At 58.6% G+C, this 17,379-nt stretch carries 20 protein-coding genes; 6 read left to right on the top strand and 14 right to left on the bottom strand.

Annotation, left to right across the window (positions count from 1 at the left end):
* Positions 1 to 50 precede the first annotated feature (50 nt).
* The gene (locus HMPREF9720_RS08145) at positions 51 to 311 is read left to right on the top strand and encodes a DUF6582 domain-containing protein (protein WP_009597790.1); all 261 of its coding nucleotides are present in this window, start codon (positions 51 to 53) and stop codon (positions 309 to 311) included.
* Positions 312 to 552: 241 nt separating this feature from the next.
* Here HMPREF9720_RS08145 and HMPREF9720_RS08140 read toward each other — a convergent pair whose 3' ends face one another.
* Positions 553 to 2,688, bottom strand: coding sequence for a GH92 family glycosyl hydrolase (locus HMPREF9720_RS08140; RefSeq protein ID WP_009597884.1), 2,136 nt, complete (start codon positions 2,686 to 2,688; stop codon positions 553 to 555).
* 125 nt (positions 2,689 to 2,813) lie between these two features.
* On the opposite strand from HMPREF9720_RS08140, the gene HMPREF9720_RS08135 reads away from it, so the two are divergent.
* Genes HMPREF9720_RS08135 through HMPREF9720_RS08125 form a run of 3 tightly spaced genes read left to right on the top strand, consistent with a single transcriptional unit; the run spans position 2,814 to position 4,468 of the window.
* On the top strand, positions 2,814 to 3,272 hold the full coding sequence (locus HMPREF9720_RS08135) for a YqaA family protein (protein WP_009597736.1): 459 nt from the start codon (positions 2,814 to 2,816) through the stop codon (positions 3,270 to 3,272).
* Between the two features lie 11 nt (positions 3,273 to 3,283).
* Positions 3,284 to 3,736 carry a GNAT family N-acetyltransferase gene (locus tag HMPREF9720_RS08130; protein WP_009597819.1) on the top strand — a complete coding sequence of 151 codons (453 nt, stop codon included), beginning with the start codon at positions 3,284 to 3,286 and terminating at the stop codon, positions 3,734 to 3,736.
* 6 nt (positions 3,737 to 3,742) lie between these two features.
* A complete protein-coding gene (locus tag HMPREF9720_RS08125; RefSeq protein ID WP_009597737.1) occupies positions 3,743 to 4,468 on the top strand; it encodes a DUF5131 family protein in 726 nt (241 codons plus the stop codon).
* Positions 4,469 to 4,519: 51 nt separating this feature from the next.
* Here the strand turns inward: HMPREF9720_RS08125 and HMPREF9720_RS08120 are convergent, their stop codons facing one another.
* The 9 genes from HMPREF9720_RS08120 to HMPREF9720_RS08085 form a co-directional block, all read right to left on the bottom strand.
* The gene (locus HMPREF9720_RS08120; protein WP_009597833.1) at positions 4,520 to 5,044 is read right to left on the bottom strand and encodes a ferritin; all 525 of its coding nucleotides are present in this window, start codon (positions 5,042 to 5,044) and stop codon (positions 4,520 to 4,522) included.
* 170 nt (positions 5,045 to 5,214) lie between these two features.
* Positions 5,215 to 6,057 carry a PepSY-like domain-containing protein gene (locus tag HMPREF9720_RS08115; protein WP_039940230.1) on the bottom strand — a complete coding sequence of 281 codons (843 nt, stop codon included), beginning with the start codon at positions 6,055 to 6,057 and terminating at the stop codon, positions 5,215 to 5,217.
* A gap of 25 nt (positions 6,058 to 6,082) precedes the next feature.
* Positions 6,083 to 6,526, bottom strand: coding sequence for a PepSY-like domain-containing protein (locus tag HMPREF9720_RS08110; protein ID WP_039940255.1), 444 nt, complete (start codon positions 6,524 to 6,526; stop codon positions 6,083 to 6,085).
* 110 nt (positions 6,527 to 6,636) lie between these two features.
* Complete coding sequence (locus HMPREF9720_RS08105) at positions 6,637 to 7,917, bottom strand: type IX secretion system histidine kinase PorY (RefSeq protein WP_009597788.1); 1,281 nt, start codon at positions 7,915 to 7,917, stop codon at positions 6,637 to 6,639.
* Positions 7,914 to 8,591, bottom strand: coding sequence for a response regulator transcription factor (locus HMPREF9720_RS08100; protein ID WP_009597895.1), 678 nt, complete (start codon positions 8,589 to 8,591; stop codon positions 7,914 to 7,916). The genes HMPREF9720_RS08105 and HMPREF9720_RS08100 overlap by 4 nt, the downstream gene beginning before the upstream one ends.
* A 209-nt stretch (positions 8,592 to 8,800) precedes the next feature.
* Positions 8,801 to 9,829 carry a beta-ketoacyl-ACP synthase III gene (locus HMPREF9720_RS08095; protein ID WP_009597846.1) on the bottom strand — a complete coding sequence of 343 codons (1,029 nt, stop codon included), beginning with the start codon at positions 9,827 to 9,829 and terminating at the stop codon, positions 8,801 to 8,803.
* Between the two features lie 25 nt (positions 9,830 to 9,854).
* A complete protein-coding gene (plsX, locus tag HMPREF9720_RS08090) occupies positions 9,855 to 10,802 on the bottom strand; it encodes a phosphate acyltransferase PlsX (RefSeq protein WP_009597879.1) in 948 nt (315 codons plus the stop codon).
* 151 nt (positions 10,803 to 10,953) lie between these two features.
* Complete coding sequence (gene rpmF, locus HMPREF9720_RS15130; RefSeq protein WP_014774705.1) at positions 10,954 to 11,139, bottom strand: 50S ribosomal protein L32; 186 nt, start codon at positions 11,137 to 11,139, stop codon at positions 10,954 to 10,956.
* A gap of 57 nt (positions 11,140 to 11,196) precedes the next feature.
* Positions 11,197 to 11,781, bottom strand: a complete 585-nt coding sequence (locus HMPREF9720_RS08085; protein ID WP_039940228.1) for a YceD family protein — start codon at positions 11,779 to 11,781, stop codon at positions 11,197 to 11,199.
* Between the two features lie 174 nt (positions 11,782 to 11,955).
* Between HMPREF9720_RS08085 and HMPREF9720_RS08080 the strand changes: the two genes are divergently transcribed.
* Complete coding sequence (locus HMPREF9720_RS08080) at positions 11,956 to 12,366, top strand: hypothetical protein (protein WP_039940226.1); 411 nt, start codon at positions 11,956 to 11,958, stop codon at positions 12,364 to 12,366.
* A 66-nt stretch (positions 12,367 to 12,432) separates the two neighbouring features.
* Here the strand turns inward: HMPREF9720_RS08080 and gap are convergent, their stop codons facing one another.
* From gap to HMPREF9720_RS08060, 4 genes are all read right to left on the bottom strand, one after another.
* Complete coding sequence (gap, locus tag HMPREF9720_RS08075) at positions 12,433 to 13,449, bottom strand: type I glyceraldehyde-3-phosphate dehydrogenase (RefSeq protein WP_009597885.1); 1,017 nt, start codon at positions 13,447 to 13,449, stop codon at positions 12,433 to 12,435.
* A 117-nt stretch (positions 13,450 to 13,566) separates the two neighbouring features.
* Positions 13,567 to 14,322 (bottom strand): ABC transporter ATP-binding protein, encoded by a 756-nt coding sequence (locus HMPREF9720_RS08070; RefSeq protein ID WP_009597850.1) that lies wholly within the window; start codon positions 14,320 to 14,322, stop codon positions 13,567 to 13,569.
* A complete protein-coding gene (locus HMPREF9720_RS08065; protein WP_009597759.1) occupies positions 14,319 to 15,062 on the bottom strand; it encodes an MlaE family ABC transporter permease in 744 nt (247 codons plus the stop codon). The genes HMPREF9720_RS08070 and HMPREF9720_RS08065 overlap by 4 nt, the downstream gene beginning before the upstream one ends.
* A gap of 3 nt (positions 15,063 to 15,065) precedes the next feature.
* A complete protein-coding gene (locus HMPREF9720_RS08060) occupies positions 15,066 to 15,482 on the bottom strand; it encodes a DUF4834 family protein (RefSeq protein ID WP_009597842.1) in 417 nt (138 codons plus the stop codon).
* Between the two features lie 99 nt (positions 15,483 to 15,581).
* Here HMPREF9720_RS08060 and purB point away from each other — a divergent pair, with 99 nt between their 5' ends.
* Entirely contained in the window at positions 15,582 to 16,928 is a 1,347-nt protein-coding gene (gene purB, locus HMPREF9720_RS08055; RefSeq protein ID WP_009597786.1) for an adenylosuccinate lyase, read from the top strand.
* Positions 16,929 to 17,379: the final 451 nt, after the last annotated feature.

The following is a 17,379-nucleotide window of genomic DNA, read 5'->3' as shown; positions in this document are numbered from 1 at the left end:
GGCCGAAAAATTGCATCTTCCCGAAACGGATCACCAAACAAGGGAAAGCAATGACGACAGCGACAAAACACAAGACCGCGGACCGGCTTACCGCCGAAGAGCGGCACGAACTACCCGACTCAGCATTCGGAATTCCCGAAACGCGCGAATTCCCGCTCGTGGACGCCGAGCACGTACGGGCCGCCGAAGCCTACTTCCGCTATGCGCCCGACAACAAAAAGGCGGCTCTGGCCCGGCGTATCCTCGCCAAGGCGGCCGCATACGGCGTAAACGTACAGAGTCAGGTCATCCGCAGCTGGGCCGAGGAGTAACGCCGCGCGGAACGCCGGAACGCGCGAAGGCCGGAGCACAAACGCCCCGGCCTTCGCTTTCCGCGACCGTCCCCGGTCCGGATTCCGGTCCGCATGCCCCGAACGGACGAACCGCATCGAGCGTTTCCGGCACAAAAAACGGCGGCGGAAACCGATTCCGCCGCCGCTGTCGTCCGGACAATCCCGGCCGGTTACTGAGCATACCCGCGCGTCGTATCATCCGCAGGGCGTCCGCAACCGTCTATTTTTCCGAGGTCGCAATCACCAGCTCGCCTTTGCCCAGCGCATCGTGGGACACGAACCAACCACCGACCGGATTTCCGCCGCACGTGATGCCCGTAATCCGGCGGCCCGTTCCCTCGCGGCGGATCGACCAGCGGGAACCGTCGCCCAGCGACACTGCGACCTTGTCGAACAGCGGCACGGTGACGATATATTCGGGATCGGCCGGGGAATAGGTGTAAAGCCCGATGGCGTTGAAGACATACCACGACGACATCTCGCCGGCGTCGTCCATGCCCGACAACGCCAGTCCTTCGGGTCCCATGCCGTAGAACCGGTCCAGAATGTGGTCGAGCAACTCCTGCGAACGCTCCTGACGGCCGATGAAGTAATACAGGTAGGGGAAACTGTGGTCGGGCTGGTTGCCGTGGCAGTACTGCCCGATAAAACCCGAAAGGTTGTCCACCTCGTAGCCCTTCCACGGAATCGAGAAGAGCTTGTCCAACTGCGCCCCGAACGCCTCGCGGCTGGGATAGAGACCGATCAGCCCCTCGGTGTCGTGCGGCGCGAAGAACGCCTGCTGCCAAGCGTTGGCTTCGCGGTACATGTATTCGTAATAGGGATACTGGTCGTCGAAGGGCGTGATCCACGAGCCGTCATCGAGCCGTCCGCGCATCAGGCCCGTCGAGGGATCGAAGAGGTTCTTGTAATTGGACGTGCGCTTCATCAGCATATCCCGGTTCGCCCCATCTCCCAGCGCATCGGCCAGCAGCGCCACGGCATAGTCGTCGTAGGCGTATTCGAGCGTTTTCGTAACCGCGGCTTTGCATACGGTCTGCGTCACGGGATTCTCGACATCCATTTCGGGGATATAGCCGCGGGCGACATACTCGTCGAGCCACGGGCGGCTCGGCCCCTGCACGGTGGCGTTGCGCAGGACCAGCTCGTAGGCGCGCCGCACGTCGAAACCGCGGATGCCGCGCAGGTACACTCCGGCCACGAACGCCGAAGCGTGGTCGCCGTGGAAGAAGGTCGGCATGAATCCGCCCCGTTTTTCACCCCGGTCGGTGTCCGAGCTGATGACGTCGGCCGCGACATCGGGAGCCAGCAGGCCGAGCAGAATCAGCTTGTTGCGGTAATCGTCCCAATACGAAGGCCCGGTGTAATAACGGAACCCGGTATTGACGACCTCGCCGTCCGCATCGGTAAACTCGCCGTTCACGTCGCTGCGCAGCGCGGGCCAGAGGAACGAGCGGTAAAGGCTCGAATAGAACAATCCTTTTTCGCGCTCCGTACCTCCTTCGACACGGATCCGCCCCAGCAGATCGTTCCATACAGCGGTCGCTTCGGAGCGCACGTCGGCGAAACTCCTGCCGAGCATCTCGGCTTCGAGATTCTTCCGGGCGTTCTCCTCGCTCACGAACGAGAACCCGATCCGCAGTTCGACCGGACCGTCACCGTCGCCGAAGCGGACGATGCGGATTTCACGGTCTCCCTCCGCAACCGGCTCGATCCCGGTCACGGGACGGTCGGCCACGGCATAGAAATACATCTTCTCGCCCGTCTGCTGCCATCCGGCGAAGGCGTTGTCGCCCTCCTTACGGATATCCCATGCGCGAACATGTTCATTCGAACGCTGCAGGTCGGCCAGCAGAGCCGCCTGCGCCCCGGCGGGATAGGTGTATTTATGAAACGCGCAACGCAGCGTCGAGGTCAGCTCGGCATCGACGCCGTAGCGGTCGAGAAAAACCCGGTAGTAACCCGGAGCGGCCGATTCGCGCGCATGGCTGTAGGGCGAACAGTAGTCTCCGGGAAGCGGCGTGCCCGTGACGGGCAGCAGCGGAATATGGCAGAGGTTCCAATGCCCCTTGTTGGTGTGGGTGAAGCCGTAAATCACGCTATCCTCATACTGGTAGCCCGCCCCGCTGTGGAATTTGGTGACGGGGCTGACCTGCACCATGGCGTTAGGGAGCGACGAACCGGGGAAGACCTCGGCTCCCCACGTACGTTTGGTGGGCTTGAAGCCCAGATCGACGCTGTCCCAGAGCGTCGCGGTTCCCAGCAGGGGATTCACATAGTCGGTAAAGGGTTTCTGCTTCGGCGCGCACCCGGCGGCCAAGGCGAACAATACGATACAAAGTCCGGTTTTCAACATAAGCGGTGAGAATTCGTTTCAGACAAAATTAGCGCTTTTCATCCGGCACGTGCAACCCCTTTCGGGCAAAAAAACTATCTTTGTCCCGCAGGCGGACTACTCTTGCACAAAACCGGACACGACACATGGAGACACTCACGCAATTTCTGATCGACTGGGGCTACTGGGGCCTTTTCTTCTCGGCGCTGATCGCCGGGAGCGTCGTGCCGTTCAGCTCCGAGGCCGTGATGCTCGTACTGGTGCATATGGGGCTGGACCCCGTGCTGTGCGTCGTCTCCGCGGCATCGGGCAATACACTGGGCGGCATGAGCTGTTACTGGATCGGCACGCTCGGCAAGAGCGAATGGATCACGCGGCTGGGCGTAAAGGAGAAACAGCTGGACAAGGCCCGCCGGTTTCTCGCAGGGCGCGGGGCGATGATGGCCTTCTTCTCGTTCCTGCCCACCATCGGCGAAGCCATCGCCATCGTACTCGGCCTGATGCGCAGCAACGTCTGGCTCACGGGCGGCTCGATGCTCGCCGGCAAGACACTGCGTTATATCGTCGTGCTGGCGACTTTCCAAGGTGCCGCATCGCTTCTCTAAATCCTCAACGCATGGAATTCGAAATCGTAAAAACCGACACTCCGGACCGCAGCCTGCTGTTGCTGGCCGACGAATCGGAAGAGTCCGTGGCCGACTATGCCGGCCGCGGCACGACCTATGCCGCATGCCGGGGCGGACAGATCCTCGGCCAGTACGTATTGCTGCATACGCGGCCCTTCACGGCCGAAGTGGTCAACATCGCCGTCGCGCCCGAATACCAGCGCCGCGGCATCGCCACGGCGTTATTGCAGCATGCCGTACGAACGGCCCGCGATGCGGGGTTCCGACTGCTCGAAATCGGCACGGGAGACATCGGCGCGGGACAGATCGCCCTGTACGAACGGTGCGGTTTCGTCCGCTGCGGCATCGACGAAGACTACTTCCGGAAGCACTACCCCGCTCCGATTTTCGAAAACGGCGTAGAGTGCCGCCACATGGTGCGCCTGCGCATGGAGCTGAGATAACGGATCATGTCGGTCGGATGGAACCCGTGGCACGGATGCCGCAAGATCAGCGAAGGCTGCCGCCACTGCTACGTATACCGGCAGGACGAACGGCACGACAAGGACAGCAGCGAGGTGCGTAAAACCTCGGCGTTCAACCTGCCCGTGCGCCGGAGCCGCGACGGACGGTTCAAGGTTCCTGCCGGAGAGATGGTCTACACCTGCTTCACGTCGGATTTTCTGGTCGAAGAGGCCGACGCATGGCGCGCCGAGGCGTGGGAGATGATCCGCACGCGCAGCGACCTGCGCTTCTTCTTCATCACCAAACGCATAGACCGCCTGATGCAGGTCCTGCCGCCCGACTGGGGCGACGGCTACGAGAATCTGATCGTGGGCTGCACAGTCGAGAATCAGGCGGCGGCCGACCGCCGGCTTCCGCTGTTGCTGGGAGCGCCCCTGCGCCACAAGCTGATCGTCTGCGCACCGCTGCTCGGACCGCTCGACATCGCGCAATACCTCACCTCCGAGATCGAGGAGGTCTCCGCGGGCGGCGAATCGGGCAACGACGCCCGTCCGTGCGACTTCGACTGGGTGCTTTCGATCCGCCGGCAGTGTCTCGATGCGGATATCCCCTTCTGCTACCACCAGACGGGCGCACGGCTCGTCAAAGACGGCCGGCTGTACCGCATCCGCCGCCGGTTCCAGCACGCGCAGGCCCGCAAGGCGGGAATAGACTACAAGGTAAAACGATAGCCGCCCCGGTTCCCCGGAGCGGCTTGCTCAATACTACGGCATGTGATGCGGTCAGGCGTTGTTCGCGGCCAGCGGCGAAGCCTGCTGGTATACGCGCGCGGCCAACTCCTTGTCGAGCGTATAAAGCCCGAACTTGTTGCCTTCGACGGCCTCGCATGCGGTGATCATGTCGCGGGCCGACTCCTCCTCCTCGACCTGCTCGTCCACGAACCATACGAGCATGTTGGCCGAAGCGAAATCCTTGTCTTCGGCGGCGATCGACGCAAGGTTGTTGATCATCGAAGTCACCACCTTCTCATGCTCCAGCGTATCCTTGAACATGTCCAGCGGCGAAGTCCACTCGGTGCGCACTTCGGCGATCGGCTTCAGCTCGACTTTGGCGTCGCGCGAATTGATGTAGTTCATCAGGATGCGGGCGTGGTCCTGCTCCTCCTGAAACTGTACGAAGAACCAGTTGGCGACACCCTTCAGCCCCTTGGCCTCGGCGTCCATCGACATCGAAAGATAGAGATAGGCCGACCAAAGCTCGGCATTGATCTGCTCGTTCAGAGCATCATGTAATTTCTCGCTTAACATAGCTGTATTGTTTTAAGTTTGTGTTATTCTTTCCTGATACAAATATACAATAGTTTTCGCCGATTTGTGCGGAAATCCCATCACATTATTTTACAACACAATAGTCCCCGGTTATAACAAAAAAGACGGAACCTTCGCCGTGAAGATTCCGTCCCTGCCGGGGTATGCCGTCAGAAAATCGTGCCGTCGGCCTGAATGCGCAGTTCCGCTTCGCGGTCCGACTGCGGGTCCTCCAGTTCGAAGAGATACCACTGGCGTTCGGGGCTGTCGTAATGGTCTATGTCGTCGATCTCCCAGCCCGCGTACTGCGATGTCTGAAACGCCTGCATCACCGCTGCGGGGACCTCGCTCCTGCGCACTTCGGTTTTGGTCCGGAGCCAAGCGTCGCCGGCGCCGAAATAAACCTCGCGCGGCGTACGGCCGTCGATAATTTCGACTTCGAGTCCGCCTTTTTCACGCTCCGCATCGACGATGCGGGCGCCCGGATATTTCCGTCCGATAAAATCCTTCACAGCCTGCGGAAGCTCCTGCGGAAGCATATCCCCGTGGTCGCGGTCACCGTCCGCATCGGGCACGGCGCGCAGCAACACGCCGTCTTCCGAATAGACAAGCTCATACTCAGCGTCGCGCTGCTCGACTTCGAGCACATAGACCGTCTCCAATCCTTCGCGCGTCAGCTTATCCGCGTCGTCCACATGCCATGCGGCGTACTCGCCGCTTTCGAAAGCGGTGCGCACCGCCTGCGGCAGCAGGGCGTAAGGTACGTCCTCTTCGGTCATGTACCATTTGCCCGCGGCGTCGAACCACGCCTGCATGTCGGTTCCGCCTTCACGGAATTCGGCGACCAGATAGCCCTGCTTCCCCGCCCATTCGACATGTCCCGCACCGGGGAACATCCGTCCGAACGTATCCTGCACTGCGGCCGGAACCTTCACCGAATCGTCGTCGTCATCGCAGCCCGTCATCGCACCCAGCGACGCGAGGGCCAGCATCAACACTGCGAACTTTTTCATAATACCTCGCATAAAGGGCTGTCCACTAATTGTCGATATCGATCAGACGGAACTTGAGGTCGAACTTCAGGTCGAGTCCGTTGTCCAGCTCCACCTCGTAATCGCGGCGGTCGCGGTCGATGGCGACGATCTTGTTTTTGGGGTAATTCTTGGTCACATAATCGCGGATCTGCTGCGGAACGATTGCCGCCGGCACCTCGCCGTATTTGCATTCGACGTCTTTCCACTCGCCGTTCTTGGCGAATTCGACTTTGGCGCCGTTTACGAATACGACCTTGTAATCCTTGTCGAAAAGCTCCTCGTCCACCTTCGAGAAGGAGACTTCGACGCCTGCGAAGTGGGTTTTGATAAACTCCTGCGACACGGCCGGAAGTTCGCCGACGGCGATCGGACGGTCGTTGCCTGCGAAGGCGGGAGCGGAAGTTGCGAGCAGGGCTGCGCCTGCGAGAATCATCATGAGCTTTTTCATAATCGTTTTGCTATTTTGGTTCAACATTGTTTATCGTTTACAATGCAAAGTTGCGACCTAAAGCTGAAACGAATTTGAAATAAACGCCCCGATACGCTTTTTTTTGAATTTTATTTCGGAAAATGCACCGTGAAACAGTGGCACCTATTTATATACGCATATTCGGTCCGCAAACCGTAAAGACGGCACACGGCATCGACGATCGAAAGGCCCAGCCCCGTCGAACCCTCCTTTTTGGCCCCCTGATAAAAGCGTTCGAAGATATGGTCCGCATCGAGCGCACCGCCCGCACCGCTGTTGCAGACGCTCAGACGATCCCCGGAAACGGTCACCGTCACTTCGCCGCCCGCATCTCCGTGGACATAGGCGTTTTTCAGCAGGTTCGTGACCAGACTGGCCCCCAGCGACGAATTCATGCGGGCCGCAAGCCGGCCCTCTTCGCGCAGGGAGAGGCGCATGCCCCGCCCGGCGTAAATCTCGGACATATCTTCGGCCGTACGCCTGACCAGCGCATTGAAATCGACCTGCTCCGTTTCGGGGAACTGGCCGTTCTCGATCTTCGACAGCAACAACAGCGAACGGTTGAGCCGCACCAGATAATCGAGCGTCCGCTGCACCTTCATAATCTCGCCCAACTGCTCCTCGCTCAACGCCGAGCCGTCGCCTACGAGCATCTCCAGCCGGTTGCGGCAAACCGCCAGCGGCGTCTGCATTTCGTGCGACGCATTGCCGATGAACTGCTTCTGGCGGTCGAACAGCACTTCGGCCCGCTCGGCATTGCGGATCGCCGCCTCGTTCAGCCGCCGGAATTCGGCGATCTTCGTATCGTTGGCCAGCGGAGCGTTCTTTCCGCCTACCCTGTAGCCGTCGAGCCACCTCAGCAGGGCATACAGGGGCCGCAGGGTGCGGTGGAGCACCAGTATGTTGATCAGCAGAATGGTCAGCAGCAGGAAAAGATACAGATAGACGATCCACCAGAGAATCGCCTCCTGCAAATCGTCCTTCTCGATGGTCGGCGTCATCACGGTAAGCTCCTTATAGCTTCCCTCCCGGTCGCGGAAGATCATCCGCAGCACGCGCGCCGGCTCCTCCTCGTCCTTCTCCGGAATGAAAATCTCCTCGTCGCTGTAAACCATATGGGGCCGTGCGGCGGCGTATTCAGCCGAGACGTCGTGCAGGAAATAGCCGTTGTTGCTGCCCGAAAACGCCGCAGGAAGCTCACGGCCCGCAAGATTGCGTTTCACAAGCACCTCGGCATAGTTTTCGAGCGAATCGTCGACTTCGTCGTTGATCTCGTCGATCATCGTGAAATAGAAAAGCACCGCCCACGCCGCCAGCAGCAGCGAGAGCGCCCAAGACATATGGAGCAGGATGCGGTAAACGAGTTTCATGGCGTAACGAGTTTATAGCCGAAGCCGTAAACGGCGCGGATTTCGATGTCCGCTTGCGCGTCGTGCAGCCGGCGGCGCAGGTTTTTCATCTGGGCGTAGACGAAATCGAAATTGTCGGCTTGGTCGATGTGGTCGCCCCACACGGCTTCGGCCAGCGTCGTCTTGTCGATCATATGGTTCGGGCGGCTCATGAAATAATAGAGTATATCGTACTCCTTGCGCAGCAGTTCGACCTCCCGGCCCGCGATTTCCACCCGGCGGCTGTCGGGAAACAGCCGCACGTTTCCGGCATCGAGACTCTCCTGACCGCCGCGCTGGTGGCGGCGCACGACGCTCCGGATACGGGCGCTCAGTTCCGCGAGGTGGAAGGGTTTGGGCAGGTAGTCGTCGGCCCCCAGTTCGAGGCCCTCGATCTTGTCGTCGAGCGAGTCGCGGGCCGAAATGATGATGATTCCCGCCTGCCTGCGCTGCCGCTTCAGCTCTTCGAGCAGTTGCAGGCCGCTCCCGTCGGGCAGCATGATGTCCAGCAGGATGCAGTCGTAATCGTATCCGGCGATCTTGTCGAGCGCCGACGCATAATCGGCGGCCTGCTCGACCACATACTGTTCCCGGCGCAGGGTCTGCACCATGATCTCCCGCAGGGAGGGTTCGTCTTCGACAATCAGAATTTTCATAACCGCATTTTTTCCGGATGCAAAACTAATGCGCGAATCCGAAAAGAAACTGAAACCGCACATGTTCCGCGAAAGCCAAATATACGAAAATTCCCGGTTCCCCGAAACGCAAGGCGCCCCGGAATATGCAGAAAAGAGACGGAAACCATCACTGGTTTCCGTCTCTCTGTAGTCTATTTCTTCGGCGGGCATCCGCCCGCACCGGAAAACTATTTCTCCGAAGAATCGATCTGGCAGGCTTTCGAACCGTCGTAAGCCCACTTCACATAGATCGCGCCCCACGTATAACCGCCGCCGAAAGCCGACAGAATCAGGTTGTCGCCCTTGCGCAGCTCTTTCTCGTAATCGTAAAGACACGAAGGAATCGTCGCGGCGGTCGTGTTGCCGTTGCGGTCGATGTTGATCATGCACTTCTCATGTTCGAGTCCCATGCGGCGCGCCGTGGCGTCGATGATGCGCAGGTTGGCCTGATGGGGCACCAGATAACGCACATCCGCAGAGGTAAGTCCGTTGCGCTCCATGATCTCGACCGACACGTCGGCCATCTTCGAAACGGCGGCCTTGAACACGGCGTGTCCGTCCCACATGATCGTATGCCAGTTGTTCTGCACGGTCTCGACCGAAGCCGGATAGCGCGAACCGCCCGCCTTCATGTAGAGCTGCAACTCGCCCGAACCGTCCGAACGGAGAATCTCGTCCAGAACGCCGTATCCCTCTTCATTGGGTTCCAGCAGTACGGCGGCGGCGCCGTCGCCGAAGATCGGACAGGTGGAACGGTCGGTGTAGTCCACGATCGACGACATCTTGTCGGCGCCGACGACCACGACCTTCTTGCACGAACCCGACTCGATGAATTTCGCACCCGTCGTAAGGGCGAAAAGGAAGCCGCTGCACGCCGCCGAAACGTCGTATGCAAAGGCGTTCTTGCATCCCGCCTGATCGGCGATCAGGTTGCCCGTCGAGGGGAAAAACATATCGGGGGTCACCGTAGCGCAGATCACCAGATCGATCTCCATCGGATCCACTCCGGCTTTGTCCAACAGGTTGATGACCGCGCGGGCGCCCATGTAGGAGGAACCTACGCCCTCACCCTTGAGGATATGGCGCGTCTTGACGCCGATATGCGACATGATCCATTCGTCGGACGTATCGACCATGGTGCTCAACTCTTCATTCGTAAGGATGTAATCCGGCAGATACTCACCTACACCCGTTATCGCTGCTGTTATTTTACCCATTAACTTTCTCTCCTAAATTGTGTGATTAATTTTTGAAAGCATGCTGCAGTTTGACGGTAAGGTCCGCCTTGATGCACTGCTCCGTCGAAAGGATCATGCTTTTGATCGCGCGGGCCGACGAGATGCCGTGGCCGATGATTACGGGCGCATTGACGCCGAGCACGGGCGTGCCGCCCACGTTTTCGTAATTCATCGCGTCCCAGAACGCATTGCCGCCGCCCAGCTTCTTGTTGATGCGGTAAAGCCCCTCGGCCATCTTCAGCACCGTATTGCCCACGAAACCGTCGCAGACGATCACGTCGGCGACTTGGCCCGTAAAGATGTACGAACCTTCGACATTGCCCACGAAATTGATGCGTCCGTCCTCCTTCAGCAGTTCGTAGGTCGCCTTGGTCTGGGCGTTGCCCTTGGTCTCCTCCTCGCCGATGTTGAGTACGGCGACGCGGGGTTTCCCGATTCCGAGCACGGCTTCGGCGTAGATCGAACCGATCAGTCCGTACTGCGCCAGCACTTCGGGCTTGCAGTCCACGTTCAGCCCCACGTCCAGCAGAAGCGCGGGACGCCCCGCGATCGTGGGAACGATGGACGAGATCGTGGGCCGGATGACCCCTTCGATCGGTTTTACCGCATACATCGAGCCGACCATCATGGCGCCCGTACTGCCGGCGCTGGCAAAACCGTCGATGGCGCCTTTGGCCAGATAGCCGAAGCCTACCGTAATGCTCGAATCGGCCTTGGCCTGAAAGGCCTTGGCGGGATGGTCGCCCATCTCGATGACCTCCGTGGTCGCAACGATGTCGAAGCGCTCCGCGGAGCAGCCCTCGGCTTCGAGTACGGCTTTGATTTTCGCTTCGTCGCCGAACAATACGATGCGGCTGTCCGGCCCGATCGCTTCAAGTGCCAATACGGCGCCCTGAACCGCCGCCTCAGGAGCGAAATCGCCGCCCATGGCATCTACACCAATCTTTAACATAATCGTGCGATTTGGTTTAACTTCATATCCCGCTCTGTACCCGTCGGCAGGCCCGCATCACGGACCGTCCGGCCGTACACGGCGAAGACAGGGAGCTTCTGTAAACTAAAAAGAGAGCAGCCTCGCGGATGCACTCTTCTTGCCGTCTGATTTATTCAGCAGCCTTTTTCTCGATCGCCAGCTTTCCGCGATAGAAACCGCACTCAGGGCATACACGGTGGTACAGCGTGGCTGCGCCGCAGTTCGAGCAGGTAACTACCGTCGGAACGACAGCCTTGTAGTGGGTTCTTCTCTTATCGCGTCGCGTCGACGAGACTTTGTGTTTAGGATGTGCCATTTTACAATATAAATTATAAGTTTAACGTATTATCGATTCTCCTTATTGCCGCCGGCGCTATTTTTCCGGCGTTCCGTCCTCTTCCTGCGGCCCTTCGGCCTCCAGCCGCTCCTTGAGCGCGGCCAACTTGGCCCATTCGCCGCCGTCGTGCTCCTGCGCTCCGGCCCGCGCCTCGACGGCCGCGAGTTCCGAGTCGGATACGATGCGGAAGCGTTCGAGCATCTCCGGATTGCACTCCCCTTCGGGATGCACCCGCTGGTAAGGCAATGACAGCACGATGCTCTCGTAAATGTACTGCTTCAGGTCGATTTCGTCTTCCATGGGCAGCAGCCACATCACCTCGCCGTCGTATTCGTGCACCTCGTCGGAGAACTTCACCAGCAGCCGTCCCTGATAATGCACGGGAATCCGGCACTCTTCCAGACAGCGGTCGCACTCCACGACGACGCTTCCGTCCACCGTAACGTCGAGCGTAAGCATCGCTTCGCCGCGCTCCAAGGCGACCGTCACTTCGCACGCTCCGTCCTTGATCTCCGTACTTTCGAACTCCTCGAACAGCGAGCCGTCGACCTCGAAACGAAAGTCATGCAAACCGGGTTTCAGCCCTTTGTAAGCAATCGTATACCTTTTAGTTACCCCCATACGAGCGCATTTAGGGCACAAAGTTACGAAAAAATAAGACATTTGCAAAGAAATCGCTCAGTTTTAGCACCCCGCGCTCCAGACGCCCGTCCGGCAAACCGTCTGCGGCGGGGCGGAGCGATTTTCCCGGCACGAAATTCGCCGAAGAGCGAAAAATCGCTATATTTGCACCGTATGGCAGCAACTGAAGGATTCTCGATCGAAATATCAAGCCGTTACGACGGCTGGTGGCGTTACAACGCAGCGCTGATGTGCGGCTGCTTCGACGCCGGCGACGAACGCATCGGATTCGCCTCGGCCGAATCGCACGTCGCAGACGTCGGCGCGAACCTGACGGCAAAACCCGCGGACATGGCGGGCGACCGCAGCCTGCGGCTCGAAACCACTGCGTGCGACCACCTGCTGCTCTATATTTATATTGTACCCCACACGCTGCCCGCAGGCAACGACATCGCCGACACGCAGCCGTTCGAAATCACCCTCCGCATCGCATACGGCGGCAAAGTGCTCCGCAGCGAAAAACGCCTTATCAACCAGTGGTCGGGCGCTTCGGTCGAAATGCGGGTGGATCGTCAGGACAAATAACAATAAACGACAAAAAAAGAGGGATCCGGTTTCCCGAATCCCTCCGCTTTATGCGTCGGCTTACGACTATTTGTTGTTGTAAGCGGCCATCTTCTGGATCAGCATGACTACCTTGTTCGAGTAGCCCCACTCGTTGTCGTACCAAGCCACGAGCTTCACGAAGTTCGGGTTCAGCGCGATACCGGCCTTAGCGTCGAAGATCGAAGTGTTGGCGTCGCCCGTGAAGTCGGTCGAAACCACGTCGTCCTCGGTGTACTCGATGATGCCTTTGAACTCGTTCTCCGAAGCCTTCTTCATGGCAGCCTTGATCTCGTCGTACGAAGCGCCCTTCTCCAGACGGCAGGTCAGGTCTACGACCGAAACGTCGAGCGTCGGAACGCGGAATGCCATACCGGTCAGTTTGCCGTTCAGGGCGGGGATCACCTTGCCTACGGCCTTTGCAGCGCCGGTCGACGAGGGGATGATGTTGCCGCCGGCAGCACGGCCGCCGCGCCAGTCTTTCATCGAGGGACCGTCTACGGTCTTCTGCGTTGCGGTGGTAGCGTGTACGGTGGTCATGAGACCCTCGACGATACCGAAGTTGTCGTTGATGACCTTAGCCAGCGGAGCGAGGCAGTTCGTGGTGCACGATGCGTTCGAAACGATCTGCTGACCTGCGTAAGTATCGGTGTTCACGCCGCATACGAACATCGGGGTGTCGTCCTTCGAGGGAGCCGACATAACGACGTATTTGGCACCGGCTGCGATGTGGGCCTCAGCCTTCTCCTTGGTGAGGAACAGACCGGTAGACTCGACGATGTACTCGGCGCCTACTTCGTTCCACTTCAGGTTTGCGGGATCCTTCTCGGCGGTTACGCGGATGACGTTGCCGTTGACGATGAGCTGGCCCTTCTCCACGTTGTAGTCGATCGTACCGTTGAAACGGCCGTGTACCGAGTCGTACTTGAGCATGTAAGCCATGTAGTCTACCGGAACGAGGTCGTTGATACCTACCACCTCAATGTCTGCATTGTTGCACGCAGCACGGAATACCAGACGGCCGATACGACCGAAACCGTTGATACCTACTTTGATCTTTGACATAATGTTATGATTTATTTGTTAATAAAAAATGCGTTATTTTTTCACTGCACAAAAGTACATACTTTATGTATATTACGCAAGTAAAAAATTAAATTTTTTTAGGAATCCGATTCCTGCCTACTTCGCCGCCCTCTTGGCCCGTTTGGCCATCGCCGAAGCGAAGACGAAGTCGTTGAGTTCGGGGTTGTCGGCGTGCAGGATATCGTCTTTGGTGCCCTCCCACCATTTGCGGCCTTCGTGTATGTATACAATTTTCTCGCCGATTTCCATCACCGAGTTCATATCGTGCGTATTGATGATGGTGGTGATATTGTATTCGCACGTGATTTCGTGAATCAGGTTGTCGATGACGATCGAAGTCTGCGGGTCGAGTCCCGAATTGGGTTCGTCGCAGAAGAGGTAGCGCGGATTGAGCACGATGGCGCGGGCGATGGCCACACGCTTGATCATGCCGCCCGACAGTTCGGCCGGATAGAGGTGGTTGGCCTCTTCCAGCCGCACTCGCTGAAGGCAGAAATTCACACGCTCCATCTTCTCCTTCTCGCTCTGCGAGGTGAAGAGGTCCAGCGGCAGTTTGACGTTCTCCTCGACGGTCGAAGAGTCCAGCAGCGCCCCGCCCTGAAAGATCATGCCGATATCCTTGCGGATGGCGCGCCGCTGCTTGAAATCCAGCTGCGTGAAGTTGGTGTCGTCGTACCAGACGTCGCCCGAATCGGGTTCATGGAGTCCCACCAGCGTCTTCAGCAGCACGGTCTTGCCCGAACCGCTGCGGCCGATGATCAGGTTGGTCTTTCCGGTCTCGAATTCGATCGAAATATCGTCGAGCACCACGCGACCGTCGAACGATTTGGTGATATGTTCGGCGCGTATCATATGAGCAGGACTTGCGTCAGTATAAGGTTAAAGATCATGATCACTACGGAGCTGGCCACCACGGCGCGCGTCGAAGCGGCGCCCACTTCGAGCGAATTGCCCTTGGCGTAATAGCCGTAGAAGGCCGAAATCGAGGTGATGATATAGGCGAAGACGGCGGTCTTGATCAGCGAATAGACGATCGAATAGGGCTTGAAATCCATCAGCAGGCCGTCGATGTAGTCGGCCGGGATCATGATGCCGGTCAGGTAGGCGATCGCCCAGCCGCCGATAATGCCGATCGCGATGCTCAGGATGGTCAGAAAGGGGAAGAAAACCACCGCGGCGACGATCTTCGGCAGGATCAGGTACGACGCGGAATTGACGCCCATGATCTCCAGCGCGTCGATCTGTTCGGTGATGCGCATGGTGCCGATCTCCGAGGCGATGCTCGACCCGACCTTGCCGGCCAGAATCAGCGCCACGACCGTCGATGAAAATTCGAGGATCATCGTCTCGCGCGTGGCATAGCCCACCAGCGAGCGGGGGATGAAGGGCGAATCGAGGTTGATGCACATCTGCAGGGTGATGACCGCGCCGATGAATACCGAGATGATCGCGGTCAGGCCGATCGAGTCGATGCCCAGCGACTCCATTTCGTAAACGATGCGGCGGCGGTAGATGGCGGCCTTCTCCGGACGGGAAAAGACTTTCCCCATCAGAATGAAATAGCGGCCTATCAACTCGAATATCTTCAGCATACGCTACTCTTGTTTCGGCTCTTTCGTCTCTTCGAACTCGACGTAGTCGCCGACGTCTTTCGACACCCGTTTTTCGGGCGCCCCGGAGGTTTTGCGCACCTTCACTTCGCCTTCGCGGCCCTTGCGAGGCTCTCCGGCAAAGGGCGAGCCGAAACCCTGTCCGCCGAAATTGCGCGGATCGAAGCCTTCGCCGAACTGCTCCTCCATCTGGCGGCGGACCTTGTTCATCCGCCAGCGGAACACCAGTATCAGCGCCACGGCCAATATCAGAATACTCATAACGACATACAGAAAAAACAGTGCGACGCCCTTCAGCAGCGCCGGAGCGGCGATGGCGAGGATGAGAATGACCAAAACCGTCAGCGGATTGCGCTGCACGAATCCCACCAGAGCGTTTATGATTGCGGTCAGAAAATTCATTGCAATTTAAAGTTTACAACCCTACAAAGGTAGGGAAAAATATGCGGATTTCAATTAATTGTCGTAAATTTGGTGCCGGAAAACAAATCACAACACAATATGCTCAACAAACTTACAGCCATTTCGCCCGTAGACGGCCGCTACCGTAATACAACGGAAACGCTCGCCGATTATTTTTCGGAACAGGCCCTCATCCGCTACCGCATCCGCGTCGAAGTGGAATACTTCATCGCGCTCTGCGAGATTCCCCTGCCCCAGCTGGCCGGCATCGACCGTACCAAATTCGCCGCCCTGCGCGCCCTATACCTCGATTTCTCGCCCGCCGACGCCGAGCGCGTCAAGCAGATCGAGTCGGTCACCAACCACGACGTCAAAGCCATCGAGTACATCATCAAGGAAAAAATGGACACGCTCGGACTGGAAGCCTACAAGGAATTCGTTCACTTCGGGCTTACCTCGCAGGACATCAACAACACGGCCATTCCGCTCTCGCTGAAGGAGGCGATGGCGGGTTTCTACTACCCCGCCGTCGAAGAGGTGCGCGACAAACTGGCGGCTTTCGCCGACGAGTGGCGCGAGGTGCCGATGCTGGCGCGCACGCACGGCCAGCCCGCTTCGCCCACGACGCTGGGCAAGGAGTTCATGGTTTTCGTCGAACGCATCGAGAAGCAGCTGGCCATGCTGCACGACATCGCCGTTCCGGCCAAGTTCGGCGGCGCGACCGGCAACTTCAACGCACACCGTGCGGCCTATCCGCAGTACGACTGGGTGGCATTCGCCAACAGGTTCGTCGGCGAGACGCTGGGGCTCTGCCGCTCGCAGTACACCACGCAGATCGAACATTACGACAACTTGGCCGCGATCTTCGACAACATGAAGCGCATCGACACCATCCTCATCGACCTCTGCCGCGACATGTGGACCTATATTTCGATGGAATACTTCAAACAGCAGATCAAGGCCGGCGAGGTCGGATCGAGCGCCATGCCGCACAAAGTCAATCCGATCGACTTCGAGAACGCCGAGGGCAACTTCGGCATCGCCAACGCCCTCTTCGAACACCTCTCGTCGAAGCTCCCCGTCTCGCGCCTCCAGCGCGACCTCACCGACTCGACCGTGCTGCGCAACATCGGCGTTCCGGTGGCCCACGCCGCCATTGCGCTGCGGTCGCTGATGAAGGGACTCAACAAGGTGATCCTCAACCGCGAAGCGCTCGACCGCGATCTGGAGAACAACTGGGCCGTGGTGGCCGAAGGCATCCAGACCATTCTGCGCCGCGAGGGTTACCCCAAGCCCTACGAGGCGCTCAAGGCCCTGACCCGCACCAACGCCCACATCACCCACGAGTCGATCGCCGCATTCATCGAGACGCTCGACGTGGCCGAAACGGTCAAGGAGGAGCTGCGCGCACTCGCCCCCTCGACCTACACGGGCGTATTCCGCTAAGACGGAAGGATACTCCATACGGCAGACAAGTCCCGGTCCCCACGACCGGGACTTGTTTTTGGCACGGGCTTTGCGATTCAGACAATCAACTGCGGAACAGCAACCGCAGTGAGGTTTCTTCATTTATTTAAGTTTGGGTTAGTAGTTTTAGGAGGGCAATCCTCCGCAGGCAGCAGGCAATCGTGAGATTCCCTGCTGTTTTGTCATATATTGCGCCCGTTTCCGCTCCGGCCCGCCCATCTTGACGTTTTATCCGGTCCTGCGGCGACTTAAGCGGAAAAATATTTGGATTTATCTGCAGGAAACCTTACTTTTAGCCCGTCACTTGCCGCAGAACGGATCTTCCCGCAGGTCCCGACTGCACCCGAACAAAAACTGTTATTAATTACTAATCCCAAAAATCACATCTATGATTAGATCGATTCTTTCGTGGAGTACTGCGCTGCTGGTG

It is taken from the genome of Alistipes sp. HGB5 (assembly GCF_000183485.2).
Lineage (GTDB): Bacteria > Bacteroidota > Bacteroidia > Bacteroidales > Rikenellaceae > Alistipes > Alistipes finegoldii.
This window is presented reverse-complemented; position numbering and strand designations above follow the sequence as displayed.

Bases quoted from the DNA above. Each gene is read 5' to 3' on its own strand.
- HMPREF9720_RS08145 (WP_009597790.1), top strand. From the start codon at position 51: ATGACGACAGCGACAAAACACAAGACCGCGGACCGGCTTACCGCCGAA.
- HMPREF9720_RS08140 (WP_009597884.1), bottom strand. From the start codon at position 2,688: ATGTTGAAAACCGGACTTTGTATCGTATTGTTCGCCTTGGCCGCCGGG.
- HMPREF9720_RS08135 (WP_009597736.1), top strand. From the start codon at position 2,814: ATGGAGACACTCACGCAATTTCTGATCGACTGGGGCTACTGGGGCCTT.
- HMPREF9720_RS08130 (WP_009597819.1), top strand. From the start codon at position 3,284: ATGGAATTCGAAATCGTAAAAACCGACACTCCGGACCGCAGCCTGCTG.
- HMPREF9720_RS08125 (WP_009597737.1), top strand. From the start codon at position 3,743: ATGTCGGTCGGATGGAACCCGTGGCACGGATGCCGCAAGATCAGCGAA.
- HMPREF9720_RS08120 (WP_009597833.1), bottom strand. From the start codon at position 5,044: ATGTTAAGCGAGAAATTACATGATGCTCTGAACGAGCAGATCAATGCC.
- HMPREF9720_RS08115 (WP_039940230.1), bottom strand. From the start codon at position 6,057: ATGAAAAAGTTCGCAGTGTTGATGCTGGCCCTCGCGTCGCTGGGTGCG.
- HMPREF9720_RS08110 (WP_039940255.1), bottom strand. From the start codon at position 6,526: ATGAAAAAGCTCATGATGATTCTCGCAGGCGCAGCCCTGCTCGCAACT.
- HMPREF9720_RS08105 (WP_009597788.1), bottom strand. From the start codon at position 7,917: ATGAAACTCGTTTACCGCATCCTGCTCCATATGTCTTGGGCGCTCTCG.
- HMPREF9720_RS08100 (WP_009597895.1), bottom strand. From the start codon at position 8,591: ATGAAAATTCTGATTGTCGAAGACGAACCCTCCCTGCGGGAGATCATG.
- HMPREF9720_RS08095 (WP_009597846.1), bottom strand. From the start codon at position 9,829: ATGGGTAAAATAACAGCAGCGATAACGGGTGTAGGTGAGTATCTGCCG.
- plsX (WP_009597879.1), bottom strand. From the start codon at position 10,802: ATGTTAAAGATTGGTGTAGATGCCATGGGCGGCGATTTCGCTCCTGAG.
- rpmF (WP_014774705.1), bottom strand. From the start codon at position 11,139: ATGGCACATCCTAAACACAAAGTCTCGTCGACGCGACGCGATAAGAGA.
- HMPREF9720_RS08085 (WP_039940228.1), bottom strand. From the start codon at position 11,781: ATGGGGGTAACTAAAAGGTATACGATTGCTTACAAAGGGCTGAAACCC.
- HMPREF9720_RS08080 (WP_039940226.1), top strand. From the start codon at position 11,956: ATGGCAGCAACTGAAGGATTCTCGATCGAAATATCAAGCCGTTACGAC.
- gap (WP_009597885.1), bottom strand. From the start codon at position 13,449: ATGTCAAAGATCAAAGTAGGTATCAACGGTTTCGGTCGTATCGGCCGT.
- HMPREF9720_RS08070 (WP_009597850.1), bottom strand. From the start codon at position 14,322: ATGATACGCGCCGAACATATCACCAAATCGTTCGACGGTCGCGTGGTG.
- HMPREF9720_RS08065 (WP_009597759.1), bottom strand. From the start codon at position 15,062: ATGCTGAAGATATTCGAGTTGATAGGCCGCTATTTCATTCTGATGGGG.
- HMPREF9720_RS08060 (WP_009597842.1), bottom strand. From the start codon at position 15,482: ATGAATTTTCTGACCGCAATCATAAACGCTCTGGTGGGATTCGTGCAG.
- purB (WP_009597786.1), top strand. From the start codon at position 15,582: ATGCTCAACAAACTTACAGCCATTTCGCCCGTAGACGGCCGCTACCGT.